Origin of the sequence: Oricola indica (assembly GCF_019966595.1) — a bacterium.
GTDB lineage: Bacteria > Pseudomonadota > Alphaproteobacteria > Rhizobiales > Rhizobiaceae > Oricola > Oricola indica.
Window position 1 is genome coordinate 24903 of the sequence record NZ_JAINFJ010000012.1, and the last position, 18783, is coordinate 43685.

Consider the following 18783-nt stretch of genomic DNA (forward strand, 5'->3'; position numbering starts at 1 on the left):
CTTTTTTATTTCGTATCGGCCTTGCCGATCAGAGAACGATCACCTTCGCGCCCGGTTCGGCACGGTTGTAGAGATCGATAACGTCCTGGTTGATCATGCGGATGCAGCCGGACGACACATTCTTGCCGATCGACCACCATTCCGGCGAGCCGTGCAGGCGATACCCGGTATCGCCGCCCTTGTTATAGAGATAGAGCGCACGCGCACCGAGCGGGTTCATCAGGCCCGGCTCCATGCCGCCACGGTACTTGGCGAGTTCGGGCTGGCGCTTGATCATCGCGGCCGGCGGAGTCCAGGTCGGCCATGCGCGCTTGTATGCAACGCGCGCCGTGCCGGACCACGTAAAGCCCTCGCGACCGACGCCGATGCCGTAGCGCACCGCACGGTCGTCCTCGAGGATGAAATAGAGATGCTTCGCATTGGTATCGACGATGATGGTGCCGGGCTTTTCATTGCTCGGATAACGCACGATCTGGCGGCGATACTTGCGCGAAATCTTGCTCGTCGGGATCGCCGGCAGCTTGTAGGCGCCGTCAGCCTTCGACGTGTAAGCGTTGATCATCAGGTTCGAACCAGCGTCGCTGATGGTACTGCAACCAGCCAGTGCCGCACTTGCAGCCACCGCGATGGCAATGAGAATGCGTGACCCCCGCATGTCTTTCTCCCTCAAAAAGCCGCTACCGGCGTTCCAGCTTCCGCTCCGGCAACCTTGTTAGTACAGACTCACGAGCCTGTCATCTAGGACTCAATTATTGATTAACCATGAACATAAAGATGTGACATTCATCACACACCTGTAAAGCCAAAATACACGCGGATGCGCCGCTTGGCGAATCATGGCAGGTTGGCGCAATGCCCCTTATCGACCTGCATTCGAAGAACCCGCTCGAGGATGGCCGCCAGTCGGCCCGCGCCATGCGAATCCGGCGCGGCGTGCAGTTGCTGCTCGCGGAAATGGGGGCCGCGCATTTGCCGGAACTGACGCTCGCCAGCGGCCGGCGCGCCGACATCATCGCCCTGTTCAGGGACGGCTCGATCTGGATCGTGGAGATCAAGTCCTCGATCGAGGACATGAAGGCCGACAGCAAATGGCCGGACTACCGGGACTATTGCGACCGGCTGTTCTTCGCGACGCTGGAAGACGTGCCCGAGGCGATATTCCCACCCGATTGCGGCTTCATTCGCGCGGACACGCACGGCGCGGCGCTTCTCAGGGATGCGCCCGAAAACCGGCTCGCCGCCGCGCGCCGCAAGGCGGTGACGCTGCGCATCGCCCAGGCCGCGTCGCAGCGCCTCTACGCCGCTGAACTCGCGGGAATCGATCTGCCGGAATAGAAACGCGACGTCAGCGCGGCGCGCGTTTGGCCAGGATGCGCTGCAGCGTGCGGCGGTGCATGTTCAGGCGGCGCGCCGTTTCCGACACGTTGCGGTCGCACATCTCGAAGACGCGCTGGATATGTTCCCATCGCACCCGGTCCGCCGACATCGGGTTTTCCGGCGGCGCCACCTTCTCGCCCGGGCTGGCCGTCAGCGCCGCATAGACATCGTCGGCGTCGGCCGGTTTGGCAAGGTAGTCGACAGCGCCCAGCTTGACCGCGTTGACCGCCGTCGCGATGTTGCCGTAGCCGGTCAGTACGATGGCGCGCGCGTCCGGGCGTTTCGTGCGGATCGCCTCGATCACGTCGAGGCCGTTTCCGTCCTCGAGACGCATATCGACGACCGCATAGGCCGGCGGAGATTTTCTCACTTCGGCGAGGCCGCCCGAGACCGTTTCGGAGGTCGCAACAGAGAAACCGCGGCTCTCCATCGCACGGGCGAGCCGTTGCAGGAACAACCGGTCGTCATCGACGATCAGCAGGCTTGTATCCGGGCCGAGTTCGCTTGTTTCTTCCATACCCATCACCTGTCCGTTTTCCTGTTCATATAAGGTTTTTGCCGCCTTAAGCCGAGTCCTGCATTGAAGAACGCGGCCACTCCACGACGACTTCCGCGCCTTTTCCTCCGGAAAACGCATTGGAGAAGCGAATTTTCGCGCCGGAACGCTCCAAAAGCGTCTTGGCGATGAAGATGCCGAGACCGAGACCGCCGCCACCGTTGCGCGGCCGATTCGGCACCCGCGACAACCGCAGATCCGGCTCGCCGATATTATCCAGAACCTCCGGCGGAAAGCCCGGCCCGTCATCAAGGATGCGGACGCGGACCGTCTGCTCGTCCCAGGACAAGCGGATTTCGACGACTTCCTTTGCGAAGTCGACGGCGTTTTCGACCAGATTGCCGAGACCGTAGATGATACCCGGGTTGCGGCGGCAGACGGGTTCCGTGCCGGCCTTGCTCTCGATGGGCGTGGTGATCTCGATACCGAATTCACGATGCGGCGCGACGACTTCCTCGATCATGGTGCGCAGCGCCATGCGCGACAGATGCTCCTCGTCGCCGGCGCCCAGCGTGCTCAGCCGCCGAAGGATCTCGCGGCAGCGATCCGCCTGGGTGCGCAGCAGGGCAATGTCCTCGCGCAGATTTTCCAGATCGAAGGGTTCGCGCCCCATCTCCTTGGCGACCAGCGAAATGGTCGCAAGCGGTGTGCCCAGTTCATGCGCGGCGGCGGCGGCCATGCCGTCGAGCGCCGAGATGTGCTGCTCGCGCTGCAGGACGAGTTCGGTCGCCGCCAGCGCATCGGCAAGGCGCCGCGCCTCCTCGGCGACCCGATAGACATAGAAGGCCGTGAACACCAGCGCCGAGACCACGGCGACCCACATGCCGGCGACGAAGACCAGCGGAATCTGGAGTTCCGTGCCGGGATACCAAGGCAACGGCAGATGAACGAAGGCCAACGCCGTCGCAAACGCGATGGTGACCGCGGCCAGGATCGCAGTGAAACGGGGCGGCAGCGTCGTCGCCGAGATGATGACCGGAACGACAAGCAGGATGCAGAACGGGTTGGTCAGACCGCCGGTCAGCGCCAGCAGGCCCGTCAGCTGCGCGACATCGAAGACGAGCACCGCGAAGACACCGACCGGACGCAAGCGCTTGTTGGCCGGAAACAGCCGCGTCAGGGCGAGATTCAATATCGCCGCGAGCGCGATCAGGAATACGCAGGCGATCATCGGCAACTGGAACTGCAGGACGATGGCGACGAAGGTCACGGCAGCGAGCTGGCCGAATGTCGCCAGCCAGCGCGTGTTGGTTATCGTCGACAGGCGCAACCGGCGGTTGCCGTAGCCCATCCCGGTGCCGAGATCATATTCCATTTGGTGAATATACGATGCGCATTTGCGTTTTTAAATGATGGTACGAGGCGAAAGGCTCATCCGCGCGGCTTGGCGCGACGGGTCGGTTCGGCGGTGGCGGGATCCTCGGGCCAGACATGTTTCGGATAGCGCCCGCGCAGGTCGGCGCGCACGGCGGCCCATGTCCCGGTCCAGAAGCCCGGCAGGTCCTGGGTGCGCTGGATCGGCCTGTGGGCCGGCGACAGGAGTTCGAAGGTCAGCGGCACCTCGCCGCCGGCAATCGACGGGTGGGTTTTCAAGCCGAAAAGCTCCTGCACGCGGATCGCGACGACGGGCGCCGATCCGTCGGCGGGATAGTCGAGCATGATATGGCTGCCGGTCGGCGCCTCGAAGCGCGGCGGCGCGAGGTCGTTGACCCGACGCTGCATATCCGGCGGCACGCGCAGCATCAGGGCATCGCGCAGCATGCCGGCGTCGAGACCGGACAGAGACACCGCACCCTGCAGAAAAGGCGCGAGCCAGTTTTCCAGATCGTCCAGCAGCGCCGCATCGTCCATCGCCGGCCATGGCGCGCCGAGGCGCGCATGAAGCCAGGCAAGCCGGGCGCGCAATTGGGCGACATCCTTCGACCACGGCAGAAGCACCAGTCCGTGCGCACGGACGCCATCCAGAAGCGCGGCGGTCGCGGCTTCGCCGGGCTCCACCTTGCGGGTTGAGCGAGACAGGACGACCGCGCCAAGACGCTCCACCCGGCGTGCGGTCAGCCCACCCTTCTGACGGTCGAATTCGACCTGCGCGGCGGTTTCGATCCGGTCTCCCATCACGGCGCGGACCTCATCCTCGTCGACCGCGGCGGCCGCCGTGATGCGGCCTTCGCGCGCGACACCCGTCACATCGGCGACGACGACATAATCCGCGCCCGCCAGCGGCTCGGTCTCGTCCATGGCGACGCCGCGTCCGTTCGCCATGACAAAGGCTCCGTGGCGGCCGCCGCCGCGCGATTTGGCGAGCCTATCCGGATAAGCGTCCAGCAGCATCTCGCCGGCTGTCGCGGCGACATCGTTTTCCGGCAGGCCGAGCGGTACGACCGCGCGGCGCGCCATGTCGCGCAGGCGCGACATCTGCGGGGCCTTGGCGCGGATCGCAACATCGAGGCGGTGGCCGATATCAACGCCGGGCCCACCCGCGCCGCGCTCTGTAACAAGAAGAGCAAGCAGCATGCGCCGCCATGCATCGCGCGAACCGGATGCCGACGCGACCATCGCGGCAAGACGGGCGGGAAGCGCCAGTTCGCGCATGGATTGGCCTTTCGCGGTCATTCCGCCCCGTTCGTCCAGCGCGCCGAGCATCGTCAGCAGCGTCCGTGCCTCGGACAGGGCAGGAGACGGCGGGGGATCGAGGAAGCGAAGATCGGCCGGGTCGGCGACGCCCCAGGAAAGGCAGTCGAGCAGCAGGGACGTCAGGTCGGCATTGAGGATTTCGGGCGGATCGAACGCGGCGAGCGCGCGCGTTTGCTCTTCGCGCCACAGGCGGATGGCGATACCGGGCTCCGTGCGGCCGGCGCGACCGGCCCTCTGCGCGGCCCCCGCCTGGCTGACGCGCCCGGTCTCCAGCCGCGTCAGGCCCGAGCCCGGATCGAAGACCGGGCGGCGGGCAAGACCGGAGTCGATGACGACGCGCACGCCGTCGATGGTGATGGATGTTTCGGCGATGGCGGTTGCGAGCACGACCTTGCGCGTTCCGGCCTCCGGCGGGCGGATCGCGCGGTCCTGATCGGCGATATCCATCATGCCATAGAGCGGCGCGACGAAGACGTCTGCGGGAAGCCGACCGTCCAGCGCCTCGGCGACGCGGCGGATCTCGCCCTGCCCCGGCAGAAAGACCAGCAGGCTGCCGGTATCCCCGGCAATCGTCGCGCGCACGATCCGGGCGACCGCCTGCTCCACACGCTCGGTGCCCGGCCGGTCTTCATGGCGGATCTCGACGGGATAGGCGCGGCCCTGGCTTTCGATAACGGGCGCATTACCCAGCAGGCCGGCAACCCGCGCGCCGTCCAGCGTCGCCGACATGACGAGGACGCGCAGATCCTCGCGCAGCCCCTCCTGCACATCGAGGGCGAGCGCGAGGCCGAAATCGGCATCGAGGCTGCGCTCGTGGAACTCGTCGAACAGGATCGCGCCGATCCCGTCGAGCTCCGGATCGCCCGTGATGATGCGCTGAAAGACGCCCTCGGTGACGACTTCGATGCGGGTCTTCGGGCCGACACGCGTATCGAGCCGCATGCGGTATCCGACGGTCTCGCCGACCTTCTCGCCAAGGAGCTGGGCCATGCGCCGCGCGGCGGCGCGGGCGGCAAGACGGCGCGGTTCGAGGACGACGATCTTGCGCCCGGCAAGCCAGTCCTCGTCGAGCAGGGCGAGCGGCACAAGCGTCGTCTTGCCCGCACCAGGCGGCGCGACAAGAACCGCGTTGGGCGTTTTCGCCAGCGCCGATTTCAGCGAGGCAAGAACCTCGGCAACCGGCAGATCCGGAAGGTCGGGGCGCGGCATGCGGCCTATCCGATCTCGATGACGTCGCCGCCCGCCGCCGCCGCATCCGCGGCGTCATGGGTGACGAGGATCACCGGCAGGCGGGAACTTTTCGCGCGCTCGAAAACGAGGGCCCTGATCTGGTCGCGCAATTGCATATCGAGCTTGGAGAACGGCTCGTCCAGAAGCAGGAAATTCGGTTCGGCAAGCAGAACGCGGGCGAGCGCCACGCGCGCCTTCTGCCCGCCGGACAACGTGTCGGGATCGCGCTCGAAGAAGCCGTCGAGGCCGATATCGGCCAGCGCGGCTTCGGCAAGTTCGCGGCGCGCGGTCCGGCCCGTCACCGCCTCGGGGATGGCGAACACCAGATTGCCGCCGACGGACATGTGCGGGAACAGGAGCGGGTCCTGGAACAGGATGCCGGCATGGCGTTCCTGCGCGGGCAGTCGCGAGATGTCGCGCCCGCCGCAGAGGACGCGTCCGCCTCCCTTGAAAACCGGATCGAGGAAGCCACCGACAAAGGCCAGCAGGGTCGACTTTCCGGAGCCTGACGGGCCCATGACCGTCAGCGTCTCGCCCGGCATGACGTGCCGGTCGATGGACAGCAATTCGCGCTCGCCGAGGACGATGCGAACGCCTTCCAGGCGAAGGCCGGCTGTTGACGGATCCTGCAAGAAAAACTCCGGGTCGATTCAGGCGACCTTCATGGCGCGGCGATTGCGGAAAAGCAACGCCGGCACAAGCGCCGCGAGGGCAAAGCCGAGGAAGGGCAGAAGCATCTGCAGAAAGGCATAGATGCCGATGACGCGGCGGTTTCCGCCCGCGCCGAGCGCGACAGCCTCGGTCGTGATCGTCACAAGCCGTCCGGCGCCGATCAGCACCGTGGGCAGATACTGGCCGACCGAGACCGCGAAGCCGATCGCCATGGCGACAAAAACCGCGCGCGCCAGCATCGGCAGGCGAATGGCGAAGAATGTCGCGCGGCGCGACTTGCCGAGCCCGGCGGCAATCGCCTCGTAGCGGGTGTCGAAGGCGCGCCAGGGGGCGGAGAGCGACAGGAACACATATGGCAGCACAAAGACGAGATGGACGAGGACAAGCGCCGTCCATGTCGCGCCGACGCCGCCATGCGCCAGGAACAGCTTGAGCCCGAACACGAAACCCGCCTGCGGGACAAGGAGCGGCAAATAGAGAAAGAACAGCGTCCGGTTGCCGCCGGTTCGCCCGGTTTCTGCTTCGCGCGCTAGGCTGGCGACGACGATCAGCGTGGAGAGGACCGTTGCGGCGAGCCCGACCGTAATCGTCGTCATGAGCGGCCCGCCGACACGGGGCAGCGTTTTCTCCCATCCTCGCAACGACAGCATATCGGGCAAGACGTTCGGGAATTGCCAAAGGCCGGAGACGGACCAGAGCGCAAGGACGCCGAGCCCGCCGAACACGATTGCGGCCGTCAGGCCCATCAGCGCGAGCGCCACGCGCCGCACGCTTGCGTCACGGCGCAGACGCCTCCCCCGCGCGGCGAGCCGCATCAGCATGAGGCCGCCGAGCTTTTCGACGACCAGCCAGATGAGCAACGCGCCGAGCGTCACGCCGAGCTGCAGCACCGCGCCGGCAGACGCCATGAAGCGCGCCGAAAGATCGGGGTCATTCATCCATTCGACGAGACGGACCGGCAGAGGCGCGGGCGTGGTGGGACCGAGAATGACCGCCACGTCGACCGCGGAGCTGGCGAAGGCGATGACTGCGAAGACCGCGAGGCGGATCTGCCGGTAGATCGCCGGCCATGTGGCGAAGAGGAAACCCGAGACCCGGCCGTAGCCCAGCGTCGCCGACAATTGTCTCGAGGCGGTTACCGGAACCTGCGGCAGCGCCGCCAGCACCATCAGCAGCAGGAAGGGAACTTCCTTCACGATCAGCCCGGCCATCAGAGAAAGCCCGAACGTGTCGTTGACGATCAGCCAGTCCGGCGGGCGCGTCCATCCGGTCGCCCAGGGCGAGACGAGACGGGCGAGAAAGCCGGAGGGCGCAATCATGAAGGCAAGGCCAAACGCGGCGGCGGCGTGCGGCACCGCGAGGAGCGGCGAGACCAGCGACTGCATGAAGCGGAAGGTGCGTGTCTGCGACCAGCCGCCGACGAAGACGGCGACAAGCGCTGTCGAAACCGCCGCCGTCACGACACCGCATGAAAGCGCGATCAGACAGGAGCGCAGCAATCCCGGCTGGCCGAGCACGACGCGGAACGGATCGAGCGTCAGCGCGGTTCCGCCAAGCGCCGGCAGATAGCCGAAGGCAGGGATGACCGTGCCGGCCAGGCCGGCAAGGACCGGCAGTGACAGGATGGCGACGGCCAGCGCGGGCGCGAAGCGAAGCATGGCGCGCCGACCCTTTCGTCAGGCGATCAGTTGGCGACGCCGTAGCGGGCCGCCCATTCTTCCTCGATCATTGCCATCCAGGAGGGATGCGGCTCGGGCAATGCCGGGCCGAGTTCCTCGGGGCGGAGCGTCGCGATGCCGAGATCGAGCGTCTCGAAGCGGGCGCGGTCTTCGTCGTCGAGCTTGCCGATGGCAAGTACCGTCGGGTCACCCCAGACATCGGGATCCTGCTTGCGGGCCTGTGCTTGCGGCGAGAGCAGGAAATCGGCGGTGACCAGCGCGCCGCCCTTGGCGGCGGCGTTATAGGGGATCGCCACGAAATGGGTGTTCGACAGCGTGCCGCCGGAGAAGGTGAAGGACCGCACCGTGTCAGGCAGAAGATCGTTTGCAATGGCACTGGAGGCTTCGGCCGGATTGAAGGCGAAGGTGATGTCGAGTTCGCCATCGGCGAGCAACTGGCTCATCGACGGATAATCCTTCGGAAACGCCTTGGCCGAGCGCCAGAGATTGGGATGGAGCGCATCGAGATAATCGAAGAGCGGCTTGGTCAGGTCAGCGAATTCGGCCGGGTCCACGGGGTCGAGCAGTTTCGACGGATCGGCGATCTTTTCCGAAAGGACCTGCTTCAGGAAACTCGATCCAATGAAGTCCGGCGGCTGCGGATAGGAGAAGCGACCGGGATTTTCCTTTGTCCAGGCCAGCAATTCGTCGGCGGAATCGGGCAAGTCCGCCGTGTCGGTGCGGGCGCTGTCGTAGAAGAAGACCAGCTTGGCCATGCCCCAGGGCGATTCCATGCCGTCGGTCGGGATAGTGAAATCCGTTGTGATGGTCGGCTTGGTCTCGATATCGACATAGGACCAGTTCGGCAGCTGTTCCGCCCAACCCGGCCCGTAGAGCAGGCCCTGGCGCTTCATGGAGGCGAAGTTCTCGCCGTTGATCCAGATGAGATCGATCGTGCCGTCCTCGTCCTTGCCGGCGGCCTTCTCGGTGACGACCGTCGCCACGGCATTGGCGGTGTCGTCGAGCTTCACATGGACGAGCCTGACGCCGAAGCGCTCCTGCAACTCCCCGCCGACCCAGTCGATATAGGCGTTGATTGATTCCGAGCCGCCCCAGGCGTTGAAGTAGACCGTCTCTCCGCGCGCGTCGTCGAGCACGGCGCTCCAATCGGCGGCATCTATCTCGGCGGCGGCGGTCAGTCCTGTGGATGCGATCAGCGCGGCAAGCGCCGCGAGCACGGTCTTCATGTGGTCAGCCCCTCGGTGGCATTGCTCTGTGCGGCAAACCATAAGAAGAGGCGCGCCGAGGTCAATCGGCGGCACCCTACACGCTTTGTCACATTCAGGTGAGACGCGGTCTCGCTCAGTCGCGCTGGGAGATGGCGATCCTCTTGACCTGCCGTTCGGGTTGCGGGCGATCGAGATCGATGGCGAGCAGGCCGTTCTTGAGTTCAGCGCCGAGCACGCGCATGCCGTCGGCGAGCAGGAATGCCTTCTGGAACTGGCGGGAAGCGATGCCGCGATGCAGGAAATCGCGCGGTGCGTCGTCGATCTGCTTGCCGCGCACGACAAGTTGGGATTCCTCGATCGAAATTTCGAGATCGTCGATCGAGAAGCCGGCCACCGCCAGCGTGATGCGCAGCACTTCCGTGTCGTCGCGCAGGCAGCGCTCGATATTGTAGGGCGGATAGCCGTCGGAATTCTTGGCGATACGTTCGAGCGACTTCTCGATGGTTTCGAAGCCGACGAGCAGCGGGCTCGAAAACGGCGGAACGCGCGACATGGCATGTCCTTTCATACAAAGCGACACTCACGGCGAACCCGAGATGGCATTCGCCGCCGCTCCTGATATGGTCCGGCGAAATCCGGAATGCAAGCAAGCCACGACAGGACCACCATGCCCGACCGCCGCGCCATCATCATCGACACCGATCCGGGCCAGGACGACGCGCTGGCGATCCTCCTGGCGCTGGCGAGCGACGAATTCGATATACTGGGCATCACCGCCGTCGCCGGCAACGTGCCGCTGGCGCTGACCGAGACGAACACGCGCAAGATCTGCGAACTCGCCGGCAAGCCGGAAACCAGGGTTTTCGCCGGCTCCTCCCGGCCGCTGCTGCGCGATCTCGTCACGGCGGAATATGTCCACGGCAAGACCGGCCTCGACGGGCCTGACCTGCCCGAGCCGGTGATGGCGCTTCAGGCGCAGCACGGCGTCGATTTCATCGTCGAGACGCTGCGCGAACGGGCCTCGGGCGAAGTGACGCTGTGCACGCTCGGACCGCTCACCAATATCGCGCTGGCGCTGATCCGCGCGCCGGACATAGCGCCGAAGATCCGCGAGATCGTGATGATGGGCGGCGGCTTCTTCGAGGGCGGCAACGTGACGCCGACCGCCGAGTTCAACATCTATGTCGATCCGCATGCCGCCGCGACGGTGTTTGCGTCCGGCGTGCCGATCGTGATGATCCCGCTCGACTGCACCCACAAGGCGCTGACGACGCAGGCGCGTGTCGCCGCTATGCGCGCGCACGATACGCCGGTGACGCAGGCGGCGGCCGACCTGATCGATTTCTTCGAGCGATTCGACGAGGACAAATACGGCACCGACGGCGGACCGCTGCACGACCCCTGCGTCATCGCCTGGCTTCTCGCGCCGGAGCTTTTTTCCGGCCGCGACTGCAATGTCGAGATCGAGACCGGCTCCGAACTGACCATGGGCATGACGGTGGTCGACTGGTGGGGCGTGGCGGGCCGGACGAAGAACGCGCATGTGATCCGGGACATCGACGCGGACGGCTTTTTCGCGCTTCTGACCGAGCGCATCGCGCGGCTTTGACCGGGCCTGAGGCCCATCGCGTCATCCGGCCTGAAAAATCAGCCTGAATTCCGCTTTCCTGCCGCGCAAGGCCGTTGACTTGCCCCGCGGCGCACCTTAAACGGTGCGGCCTAGCCAAACCCGTGCCCAGATGGCGGAATTGGTAGACGCGCACGGTTCAGGTCCGTGTGCCGCAAGGCGTGGAGGTTCGAGTCCTCTTCTGGGCACCAATTTTTTGTTCCGGATCGTCCCGGAAAATCCAAAAAGCCCCGCGAAAGCGGGGTTTTTTGTTGGAAATTGCAGGTTTAACGTCCTTCGATGTCCAACGACGTGTGATGGCATCCGGGAAGTTTGATGGCATTCTGGAGCCATGCCATCACCCTCTCGAGTCGGATGCCATCACATGCCACTTAATGACGCTCGTATTCGCGCCTTCAAATCGGGCGACAGGCCAACCAAACACGGAGACGGCGGCGGCTTGTAGCTCATCGTCAATCCGAACGGCAGCAAGCTTTGGCGAATGGTCTATCGCTACGTAGGCAAGCAAAAGCAGCTCTCGTTCGGTGCGTGGCCGGATGTCTCGCTCGCTCAAGCTCGTGCGCAGCGGGAGGAAGCGAGAAAGCTACTCGCCGACGACATAGACCCATCCCAGAAGAAGAAGCAGGACAGGATCGCCAAAGCGGAGGCCGCCACCAACACGTTTGCGGCTTTGGCCGATGAGTTCCTCCAAAAGAATACCCGCGAGGGGAAATCTGAAGCGACGCTCAGCAAGAAGCGCTGGCTGATCGGACTGGCGCTCAAGGATCTGCAAACCAAGCCGATTGGCGAGATCAACGCTGCAGATATTCTTGTGCCACTACGTCGGGTTGAAGCGCTTGGAAACTATGAGACCGCCCGCCGGCTTCGTGCGGTGATCAGTCAGGTTTTCCGCTATGGAATTGCGACGGCCCGGGTCAGCAACGACCCCACTTTTGGACTGAGAGGTGCCATCATCGCGCCGAAGGTCATTCATCGAGCTGCGCTGACCGAGTGGGACCCGTTTGCCAAAATGATCAAGAGCATCTGGGCTTACACCGGTTCCATCGAAACAGGGACGGCGATGAAACTGATGGCATTGCTGTATCCGCGGCCGGGGGGATTGCGGCAAGCGGAATGGACAGAGTTCGATCTGGACAAGGCGACCTGGACGATCCCCGAAGAGCGAGCGAAGATGCGCCGGATTCACCGGAAGCCACTACCGCCCATGCTAATAAACATACTTTACGAACAACAACGGCATACCTGCAACCTTCGGCTCGTGTTCCCGTCGAGCACATCGCTTAAACGGCCGATAAGTGAGAACACGCTGAACCAAGCCCTGCGGCGAATGGGCTTCGAGAAACACCAAGCGACCTCCCACGGCTTTCGCGCGACCGCGTCCACGCTTCTAAACGAAAGCGGGCTATGGAACGCCGATGCAATTGAGGCCGAGCTTGCCCATGTCAGTGGCAATGAGGTCCGGCGCGCATACCACCGCGCCGTATATTGGGGGGAGCGTGTCAGGATGGCCAATTGGTGGGCAGAGAGAATAGAAGATGTATTGGACCAAATAATCTCTAATTTCTTGAATTTTCTTAATAATTTTCTATTTTTGAGTAGCTGTATCCATCATCGCTTCGGAGTTATCCACGTGTCCGGAACCGCGAAGTTTCCGATAAGCTTCCGAGGCAAGCCATTCCGTTACGACTCTCTGGAACGCCTTGTCGTTCATGAATCTCGAGAACAGCTCTTCATTCTGGTCCATGCGCTCGATGAAAAGTGCTTCGAGCAAATTTTTGAATATCAACTCAAACTTGTCGCCTGGATTGACCGTCGCTGAGACTGATCGATCCCTCGCTGATTTTCTGAAGCCGATAGTACTGCAAGCGGACCTGATCGTCGAATTGGTAAGATGGCCCGATCGCCATGTTCATCGCATCGATGACCAACTGGGCCTTGAGATTATGTCCCATGGCCCAGCCGACGATCCTGCGACAGAAGGCATCAAGAACAACTGCCAGATAGAGGAAGCCTGCCCAGGTCGGCACATAGGTGATGTCGGCGCCCCAGAACACATTCGGCTCATGCGCATAGAAGTTCCGGTCGACCAGATCGTTGGCCGGCCGCAATCGTTCGTCACGGATCGTGGTTCGAGCGGACCTGCGACGGCTGACGCCTTTCAAGCCTGCGGCTTTCATCAATCGCTCGACCCGCTTGCGACTGACAAGGACGCCGGCATCAGCCAGTTCAGCGTGCACGCGTGGAGCGCCATAGCTTTGCCTGGAGGCTTGATGGATGGTCTTGATGCGTCCGGTCAAATCACCATCGGCCACTAAACGGGCCGATGGTGATCGGCTGTTCCACGCATAGAACCCGCTGCGTGACACGCCCAAGGTCATTGCCATCGTCTCGATCGGATACACTGCCTGGTTCGCGGTCATGAATTCGAAGACCGGAACGACTTCACGTCGTTCGCTGCAAACCAGGCCGCGGCCTTTGAGAGGATGTCGCGCTCCGTTCGAAGCCGGCGGTTCTCCTTGCGCAGTCGCCGCAGTTCGTCACGCTCGGCGCTGGTCAAGCCGTCATCACACAATCCGCCATCGATCTCGGCCTGCTTGACCCAGCCATGGATCATGGCGACATACGGCTCGAACTCTCGGGCAAGGCTTTCAACACTGTGACCGGCCTTGGCCAGCGCGATGATCTGTTCCCTGAATTCCGCAGGGTGCGGGTTCCTGGTTCTCGGCATGAAAAACACTCTCTTTCACAATCGAAAAAGTGTCCATCAAACCAGGGGAACTCCAATCACCTACATCAAAACACTAGGAGGCTTCGCCTATCTGGCCGTCATCATCGATCTCTATTCCAGGCGCGTCGTCGGATGGGCAATGCAGAGCCGTCAGACGACGGACGTGGTCCTGCAGGCATTGCTGATGGCGGTATGGAGACGGAAGCAGAATAGCCGGGTGCTGATCCACTCGGATCAGGGTTCCCAGTTCACCAGCATGGACTGGGCGTCATTCCTCAGGGCTCACAACCTGGAGCACTCTATGAGCCGGCGCGGAAACCGCCATGATAACGCGGTTGCCGAGAGCTTCTTCAACCTGCTCAAGCGGGAGCGGATACTGCGCCGGACATACAAGACCCGCGTCGAGGCCAGGCAGGATGTGCTCGGCTACATCGAGATGTTCTACAACCCGAAGCGCAAGCACGTCAGGAACGGGATGCTGTCGCCCGTCGAGAACGAACGGCAGCAGACAATGAGAACCGAGGGTGTATAGAAAACTCGGGGCGATTCATAATGCCTCCGTTTAGTATTATTCCGGCACCCTGGATGGATTGCGATTTAAGGATAACGTTTCGGATTCCGCTTGACTATTATGTTGAGCAAAGGGAGTATTCTATAGCGTATGCAGCCCGTGGGAGAGGCAAGGAGACTTGGGATCGGGGACGATCTCTTACTTCATTGTCAATTGTTGCCAGATGTTCAAGAAACAATCAATAGTTTCGACCCTCTTGTCATTAGGTCTCGTGGAAGACGCTAAGCGCGTCAAAGACCATGACATCAATGAACACATCGAAGACCTGAAGGCGAAGTTGTCGAAACTCAGCGAGGGTAAAGAGGCGGCCCTTATAAAGAATGAGGTTGGGGATTCCCAGTACGACAGAATAAGGAACGACTTGGAGGCGGATTACGACAAGGCCCTGCAGCGTGCGGGCGGATTGCCGACGGGGGACGAGGCGTCTGGAGCAGGCGAAGCCGTTAAAAAGCCGGATCCGGAGAAGGCCGCCGATGAGGCCTTAGCAGTGGCTGCTAAGGGATACGAACTGAGAGCGGTTGCCGAACCGGAGAGAATTCTCGACCAGATCGATGACTATCGGAGGCGGTTTTACCCCGATGAGGATGAGAATACCTTCGAGGCCGATTTCAAGCTTCTGGAGGATTTGCCAGTTGGAGGCAATCGCGGCAAGGTCTCAGTGCAAGCTGAAATCATCGACATTCACTCCGACGGTGAGCGGCTTTCGTTCAATCTGACCAATACAGGAAGCGTTACCTCGACTCCTTTGGGGGATTTTGAAATTCCGGGACGGCTGCGACCTGCGGCCGTCAAGATACACCTGAGCGGCGACAGCGACCTCGACTACGGCGTCTATCCCGTTGCCCAGAGGGAGTTGCTGACCCTTCTTCGCGGTGTTGCGTTTGTCGAGATTGAAGCCGACAGGAACGTTGAACGCACCGCGCAAAAAATTGGCCGTTGGCTGGACGACGCGAAGATCCACGTCCTCGAGAAGCCTCTGCAGAACAAGAAGCTGGCTAATAAGGCCTGGTTTGCAGCCGCCGGATGCGTTCGCACATCCCTGCTGCTGTTGCGGCATTGGCGTACACGATTGATGAGTGAGTTGAAGGCGACCGAGACATGGCAGAGCTTCTTGGCCAGACGCGACATGGATATAGCAGAGAAAGAGCCAGACAATCTGACGGCGACGATCAAGGATATACAGGCCGATTTGGAAGCTGAAATGTCTCTCTATCAATCGGCGCTAAATATTCGATTCGATCAACGCTTCAAGGCCCTTAAAATTAGGGCCGGCAGAAAGATTTCCAACCTTGGACCGGCTCACATCGAAGAAGGAGAGATCGACGGCGACACGAAGAAAAAATCGCTCAGCATTGTCGACAGCCAGCTGAAATATATCTTCTTGGAGCAGGACATCGACAGCCTCAAAAGTTTCGGCAATGACCTTGAGGCGCGCTTTCAATCCCTATGGGATAAGTTTCTGTATCCTCGCCTCATCGAACGGCGGCTGAACGCATCGTTAGGTCAAGAATTAGATAGAAACGCGGTGGAGCGGATCGTCAATCCGGTTTCAGTCGGCCAGTTCGAGGAGATTACGCGCCGGCATCTGAACGAGTCGAAAGAGGCGGTCAGCAAAGAGCGATACTTCGGAACAACGATTAAACGACCAACCATGCTGCAGGCATTGGCCGCGACGGCGCGTGTGCCGAGCCGGCTTCTTGCGCCTTTTGCAGGGATCTTCGCCCTGACTATGATGCTTGGACTCGGTTCGTTTCGATCAGCGGTTGGCGCTGGTATGGATGGCTTGGACCTAACAACTCAGGCACTAATCTGGATCATAGCCGCGTTGATCGTGGCGTTTCTTGTGTTCGTTTACATGGACGCGAACAATCAGCGCAGTCAAGATTCTACGAAGTTTTTAGTCGATGCGAAAAAGAAGATTTCGTTAGCTCACGAGAGCGCACTTGAGGCAATTCGCAAGGAATATCACTCGGCGTTCCAGTCAAAACTTAAGAGCAGCTTGACGGACGTGCTTCGGAGGATCCGCGCGGATGTGGATATTAAAGCGCAGGAAACGAGGGCGGAATGGACAAAGCGACGCCATAGTATCCGCGAAGTCGACCAAGAGCTTCAAACGCAGCGAACGGAACTTGCTCGAATCGCGGCATCGATCGAAAAATCGGAAGAGAAACTTGGCAAATATCTCAATAATCTCAAGGCCCTCGCGGACCTGAAATCCGCGTAAGCACAGCGTCGGAGCATTCGGTGATGAAACTCGGGATCAGTGTGGATGATCTTTTTTGCATGGCCGCTTGTGACCGTGGGGGCAGCAGCACGCAGGAAGTGCCCACCAGGCGGACAGTGTTCGGACTCGGATTGAAAATGCTCCATGCCGACGGGACATATATACTGGAGAAGAAAAGCCCAGGTTTCGGGTTTGGTAATCTAGCACGCGAATTCGATGCGCTGTCCGATAATCCCAATATCCGCGAAGTTCCGAAACCGCTCGGTCTCGCTGAGGGGCTGAGATCACCCGATAGCCATGCCGACGCGGATGATATCCGTGATCCGCATACGGGATTGCCTTATCTTTCGGTCCTATTCGATGCAATCGGCAAAGAGGCAGGGCGGTTCGGTGTAGGTCCCGACCTTGATCTAGCAGTGGCAGTTCCCGGCATTGCGGCGTGCCTAACGATAGCAGAAGAGGAAAAACGAAAACCGAGGATACGCGGGTGTCACGACGCGCTCTCGCAGTGCGTCTCCTTTATGATGGATTCCAGCCCGGTTCTAACCGACTTTGAAGATGCGGGGCTGTGCGCAGGTTTCCGTAGCGTGTCTTGCGCCTGGACGGCCCACCTCCTAGGGGGCGATATACTGCGAACCGACATCGACGTCCGAGAAAGGTTGGGGGAGGAGAGAAAGAGTTTCGTCATTGTCGAGGTGCAGAACGACGGATTGCTTTTGACACCGATTTCGAGAGCACGACAAGGCAAAGACGCGGTCCTATCCCGGCCCTCGCTTTGGGTACCATTCGCATTCGCGGAATGGCTGAAAGTTAATCTGAGTGCCACCGATGAGACCGGATTCGGAGAACTAAGCGACGAGTACAAAGCCACCTATCTGGAGCGTTTCCTAGGCGGCGTTGGATTCGCGGCCGGCCCGGGAAACGGCTTCATTGAGGGGAATGAAGAAGGCTACGGTGATAAAGATGGTCCACATCCCAGGTGGCAGGAACCCGGCGTGAAATGCGAAACCGTCGGATTATTCCGCGACGGTGCTTTCACGTCGGACATCGCGAACTACCACCTCGTCGAAGATGATCTGGCTTTTCATCTGGCGCTTCAACTTCTACGAAAAATCTACGGCGATGACGAGGTTGACGAAGCTGCCATTGGGAAGGGGCTGGAACAGAGTCCAGGGATCGAGCCAGATCATTTCAAAGGCTTCATGAAGGTGTTCGATCGATGGGATGATGAAAGCACGGGCGTTAATGTCATGGATGTGGTCGGATATCGACTCACCGGCTCGTTGGCTGCTCATCCCATCCTGGGGCCGGTGATCAACAAGGCCGTTCGGATGATGCTATGGCTCCCCGAGGTGCAGCCAGATTTTGCAATTCGGAACCACGAGACTGCGACCATCGGAGAGGCTGCCGTCCTGGCGTTGAAGGCCGACCCATTGGGCAATCCGAAGGCGCCATTTTCACTGCCAAAGTCGGCAGCTCTCTGGAGTAGCGTATTGATCGAATTCTATGAAGGAGACGAACCGGGTGCAAACCTAACATACGAAGTCAAAGTCCCCGAGCTGACAGAAGAGGCGCCTTGGGCTACGGTGACAAAGTGGTTCAAGGATGTCGGCGACACGGTCGCCGCGGAAGAGCCGCTTGTGGAAATTGAAACGGACGACACGAAGTTAAATGTGTCGGCTCCTGCAGGCGGTAGGATCGAGAGTATCAATAATCCAGCCAAAGAGATCGTTCAGTCCGGTGCGTTACTCTGCGTGATCGATGGCAACATCAGTTCGAAAGTCGCCGCACCTGTGAACGCTCCCGACACTGAAGCGACGGAGAACCTTGCACTGACGCGTCGCATGATTGCCGGCAACAGGTCACTTAACCTGGGCTGTAGGATAACATTGGGCCGCCGTAGCGGTTCCGAGCCGCTGGTATGCGAGCTCGACTTCGATCTTGAAGAGCATCATGTCGACCGTACGGTAGAAGTAGAAGTTAGGATCGACCGGACCGAAAAGGCTCTCGTTGCCGGTTTGATTGATGGCCGGCCTTTTCCCGCGAAAAGTCTCGAACGGATAGGTGGCCCGGACAGCACGATCATACGGCCCGCGGCTTTTGGTGCCTTCGAGGTGTTCGTCGATGCGCGCCATGAACGTTTCGCCAGGACTAAGAGCCGCCTCAACGGTAGTGCCGACAAACCGTGGTCCGTTTTATCTGACGACACCGCCAGTGGCCAAGGCGCTCAACGCTGAATTCGCGTCCGAGCTCGGTGCCAGGCAAGGATAGTGTTAC

General features: G+C 61.4%; 14 protein-coding genes, 1 tRNA gene and 2 pseudogenes. 7 read left to right on the forward strand and 10 right to left on the reverse strand.

The window, feature by feature from the left end; all coding sequences use genetic code 11:
* Nucleotides 1-28: 28 nt before the first annotated feature.
* On the reverse strand, nucleotides 29-655 hold the full coding sequence (locus LC343_RS21215) for a L,D-transpeptidase (RefSeq protein WP_223479187.1): 627 nt from the start codon (nucleotides 653-655) through the stop codon (nucleotides 29-31).
* A gap of 197 nt (nucleotides 656-852) precedes the next feature.
* Here LC343_RS21215 and LC343_RS21220 point away from each other — a divergent pair, with 197 nt between their 5' ends.
* Entirely contained in the window at nucleotides 853-1335 is a 483-nt protein-coding gene (locus LC343_RS21220; RefSeq protein ID WP_223479188.1) for an MmcB family DNA repair protein, read from the forward strand.
* A 10-nt stretch (nucleotides 1336-1345) separates the two neighbouring features.
* Here LC343_RS21220 and LC343_RS21225 read toward each other — a convergent pair whose 3' ends face one another.
* From LC343_RS21225 to LC343_RS21255, 7 genes are all read right to left on the reverse strand, one after another.
* Nucleotides 1346-1894: an ActR/PrrA/RegA family redox response regulator transcription factor gene (locus LC343_RS21225; RefSeq protein WP_223479189.1), complete on the reverse strand. Its 549-nt coding sequence runs from the start codon at nucleotides 1892-1894 to the stop codon at nucleotides 1346-1348.
* Between the two features lie 46 nt (nucleotides 1895-1940).
* Nucleotides 1941-3248: an ActS/PrrB/RegB family redox-sensitive histidine kinase gene (locus LC343_RS21230; RefSeq protein ID WP_223479190.1), complete on the reverse strand. Its 1308-nt coding sequence runs from the start codon at nucleotides 3246-3248 to the stop codon at nucleotides 1941-1943.
* A gap of 56 nt (nucleotides 3249-3304) precedes the next feature.
* On the reverse strand, nucleotides 3305-5776 hold the full coding sequence (hrpB, locus tag LC343_RS21235) for an ATP-dependent helicase HrpB (protein ID WP_223479191.1): 2472 nt from the start codon (nucleotides 5774-5776) through the stop codon (nucleotides 3305-3307).
* A gap of 5 nt (nucleotides 5777-5781) precedes the next feature.
* On the reverse strand, nucleotides 5782-6429 hold the full coding sequence (locus LC343_RS21240; protein ID WP_223479192.1) for an ATP-binding cassette domain-containing protein: 648 nt from the start codon (nucleotides 6427-6429) through the stop codon (nucleotides 5782-5784).
* Nucleotides 6430-6447: 18 nt separating this feature from the next.
* Nucleotides 6448-8127, reverse strand: coding sequence for an ABC transporter permease (locus tag LC343_RS21245; protein WP_223479193.1), 1680 nt, complete (start codon nucleotides 8125-8127; stop codon nucleotides 6448-6450).
* 26 nt (nucleotides 8128-8153) lie between these two features.
* Entirely contained in the window at nucleotides 8154-9374 is a 1221-nt protein-coding gene (locus LC343_RS21250) for an ABC transporter substrate-binding protein (RefSeq protein WP_223479194.1), read from the reverse strand.
* Nucleotides 9375-9489: 115 nt separating this feature from the next.
* Complete coding sequence (locus tag LC343_RS21255; RefSeq protein ID WP_223479195.1) at nucleotides 9490-9909, reverse strand: Hsp20 family protein; 420 nt, start codon at nucleotides 9907-9909, stop codon at nucleotides 9490-9492.
* 114 nt (nucleotides 9910-10023) lie between these two features.
* Between LC343_RS21255 and LC343_RS21260 the strand changes: the two genes are divergently transcribed.
* The 3 genes from LC343_RS21260 (at nucleotide 10024) to LC343_RS25280 (ending at nucleotide 12802) form a co-directional block, all read left to right on the forward strand.
* The gene (locus tag LC343_RS21260; RefSeq protein WP_223479250.1) at nucleotides 10024-10965 is read left to right on the forward strand and encodes a nucleoside hydrolase; all 942 of its coding nucleotides are present in this window, start codon (nucleotides 10024-10026) and stop codon (nucleotides 10963-10965) included.
* Nucleotides 10966-11089: 124 nt separating this feature from the next.
* Nucleotides 11090-11174 (forward strand) — tRNA-Leu (locus LC343_RS21265).
* 257 nt (nucleotides 11175-11431) lie between these two features.
* Nucleotides 11432-12802 (forward strand): tyrosine-type recombinase/integrase, encoded by a 1371-nt coding sequence (locus tag LC343_RS25280; RefSeq protein ID WP_223479251.1) that lies wholly within the window; start codon nucleotides 11432-11434, stop codon nucleotides 12800-12802.
* Nucleotides 12803-12878: 76 nt separating this feature from the next.
* Here the strand turns inward: LC343_RS25280 and LC343_RS21275 are convergent.
* Both LC343_RS21275 and LC343_RS21280 read right to left on the reverse strand, forming a co-directional pair.
* A pseudogene (locus tag LC343_RS21275) lies at nucleotides 12879-13403 on the reverse strand (IS3 family transposase); the annotation flags it as partial.
* Nucleotides 13400-13711 carry a transposase gene (locus tag LC343_RS21280; RefSeq protein ID WP_223479196.1) on the reverse strand — a complete coding sequence of 104 codons (312 nt, stop codon included), beginning with the start codon at nucleotides 13709-13711 and terminating at the stop codon, nucleotides 13400-13402. The pseudogene LC343_RS21275 and the gene LC343_RS21280, both read right to left, overlap by 4 nt.
* Nucleotides 13712-13760: 49 nt before the next feature.
* Between LC343_RS21280 and LC343_RS21285 the strand changes: the two are divergent.
* The 3 genes and pseudogenes from LC343_RS21285 to LC343_RS21295 all read left to right on the forward strand — a co-directional run.
* Nucleotides 13761-14243: pseudogene (locus tag LC343_RS21285) on the forward strand (IS3 family transposase); the annotation flags it as partial.
* 202 nt (nucleotides 14244-14445) lie between these two features.
* Complete coding sequence (locus LC343_RS21290) at nucleotides 14446-16506, forward strand: hypothetical protein (RefSeq protein WP_223479197.1); 2061 nt, start codon at nucleotides 14446-14448, stop codon at nucleotides 16504-16506.
* A gap of 23 nt (nucleotides 16507-16529) precedes the next feature.
* Nucleotides 16530-18743 carry a biotin/lipoyl-containing protein gene (locus tag LC343_RS21295; protein ID WP_223479198.1) on the forward strand — a complete coding sequence of 738 codons (2214 nt, stop codon included), beginning with the start codon at nucleotides 16530-16532 and terminating at the stop codon, nucleotides 18741-18743.
* Nucleotides 18744-18783 lie beyond the last annotated feature (40 nt).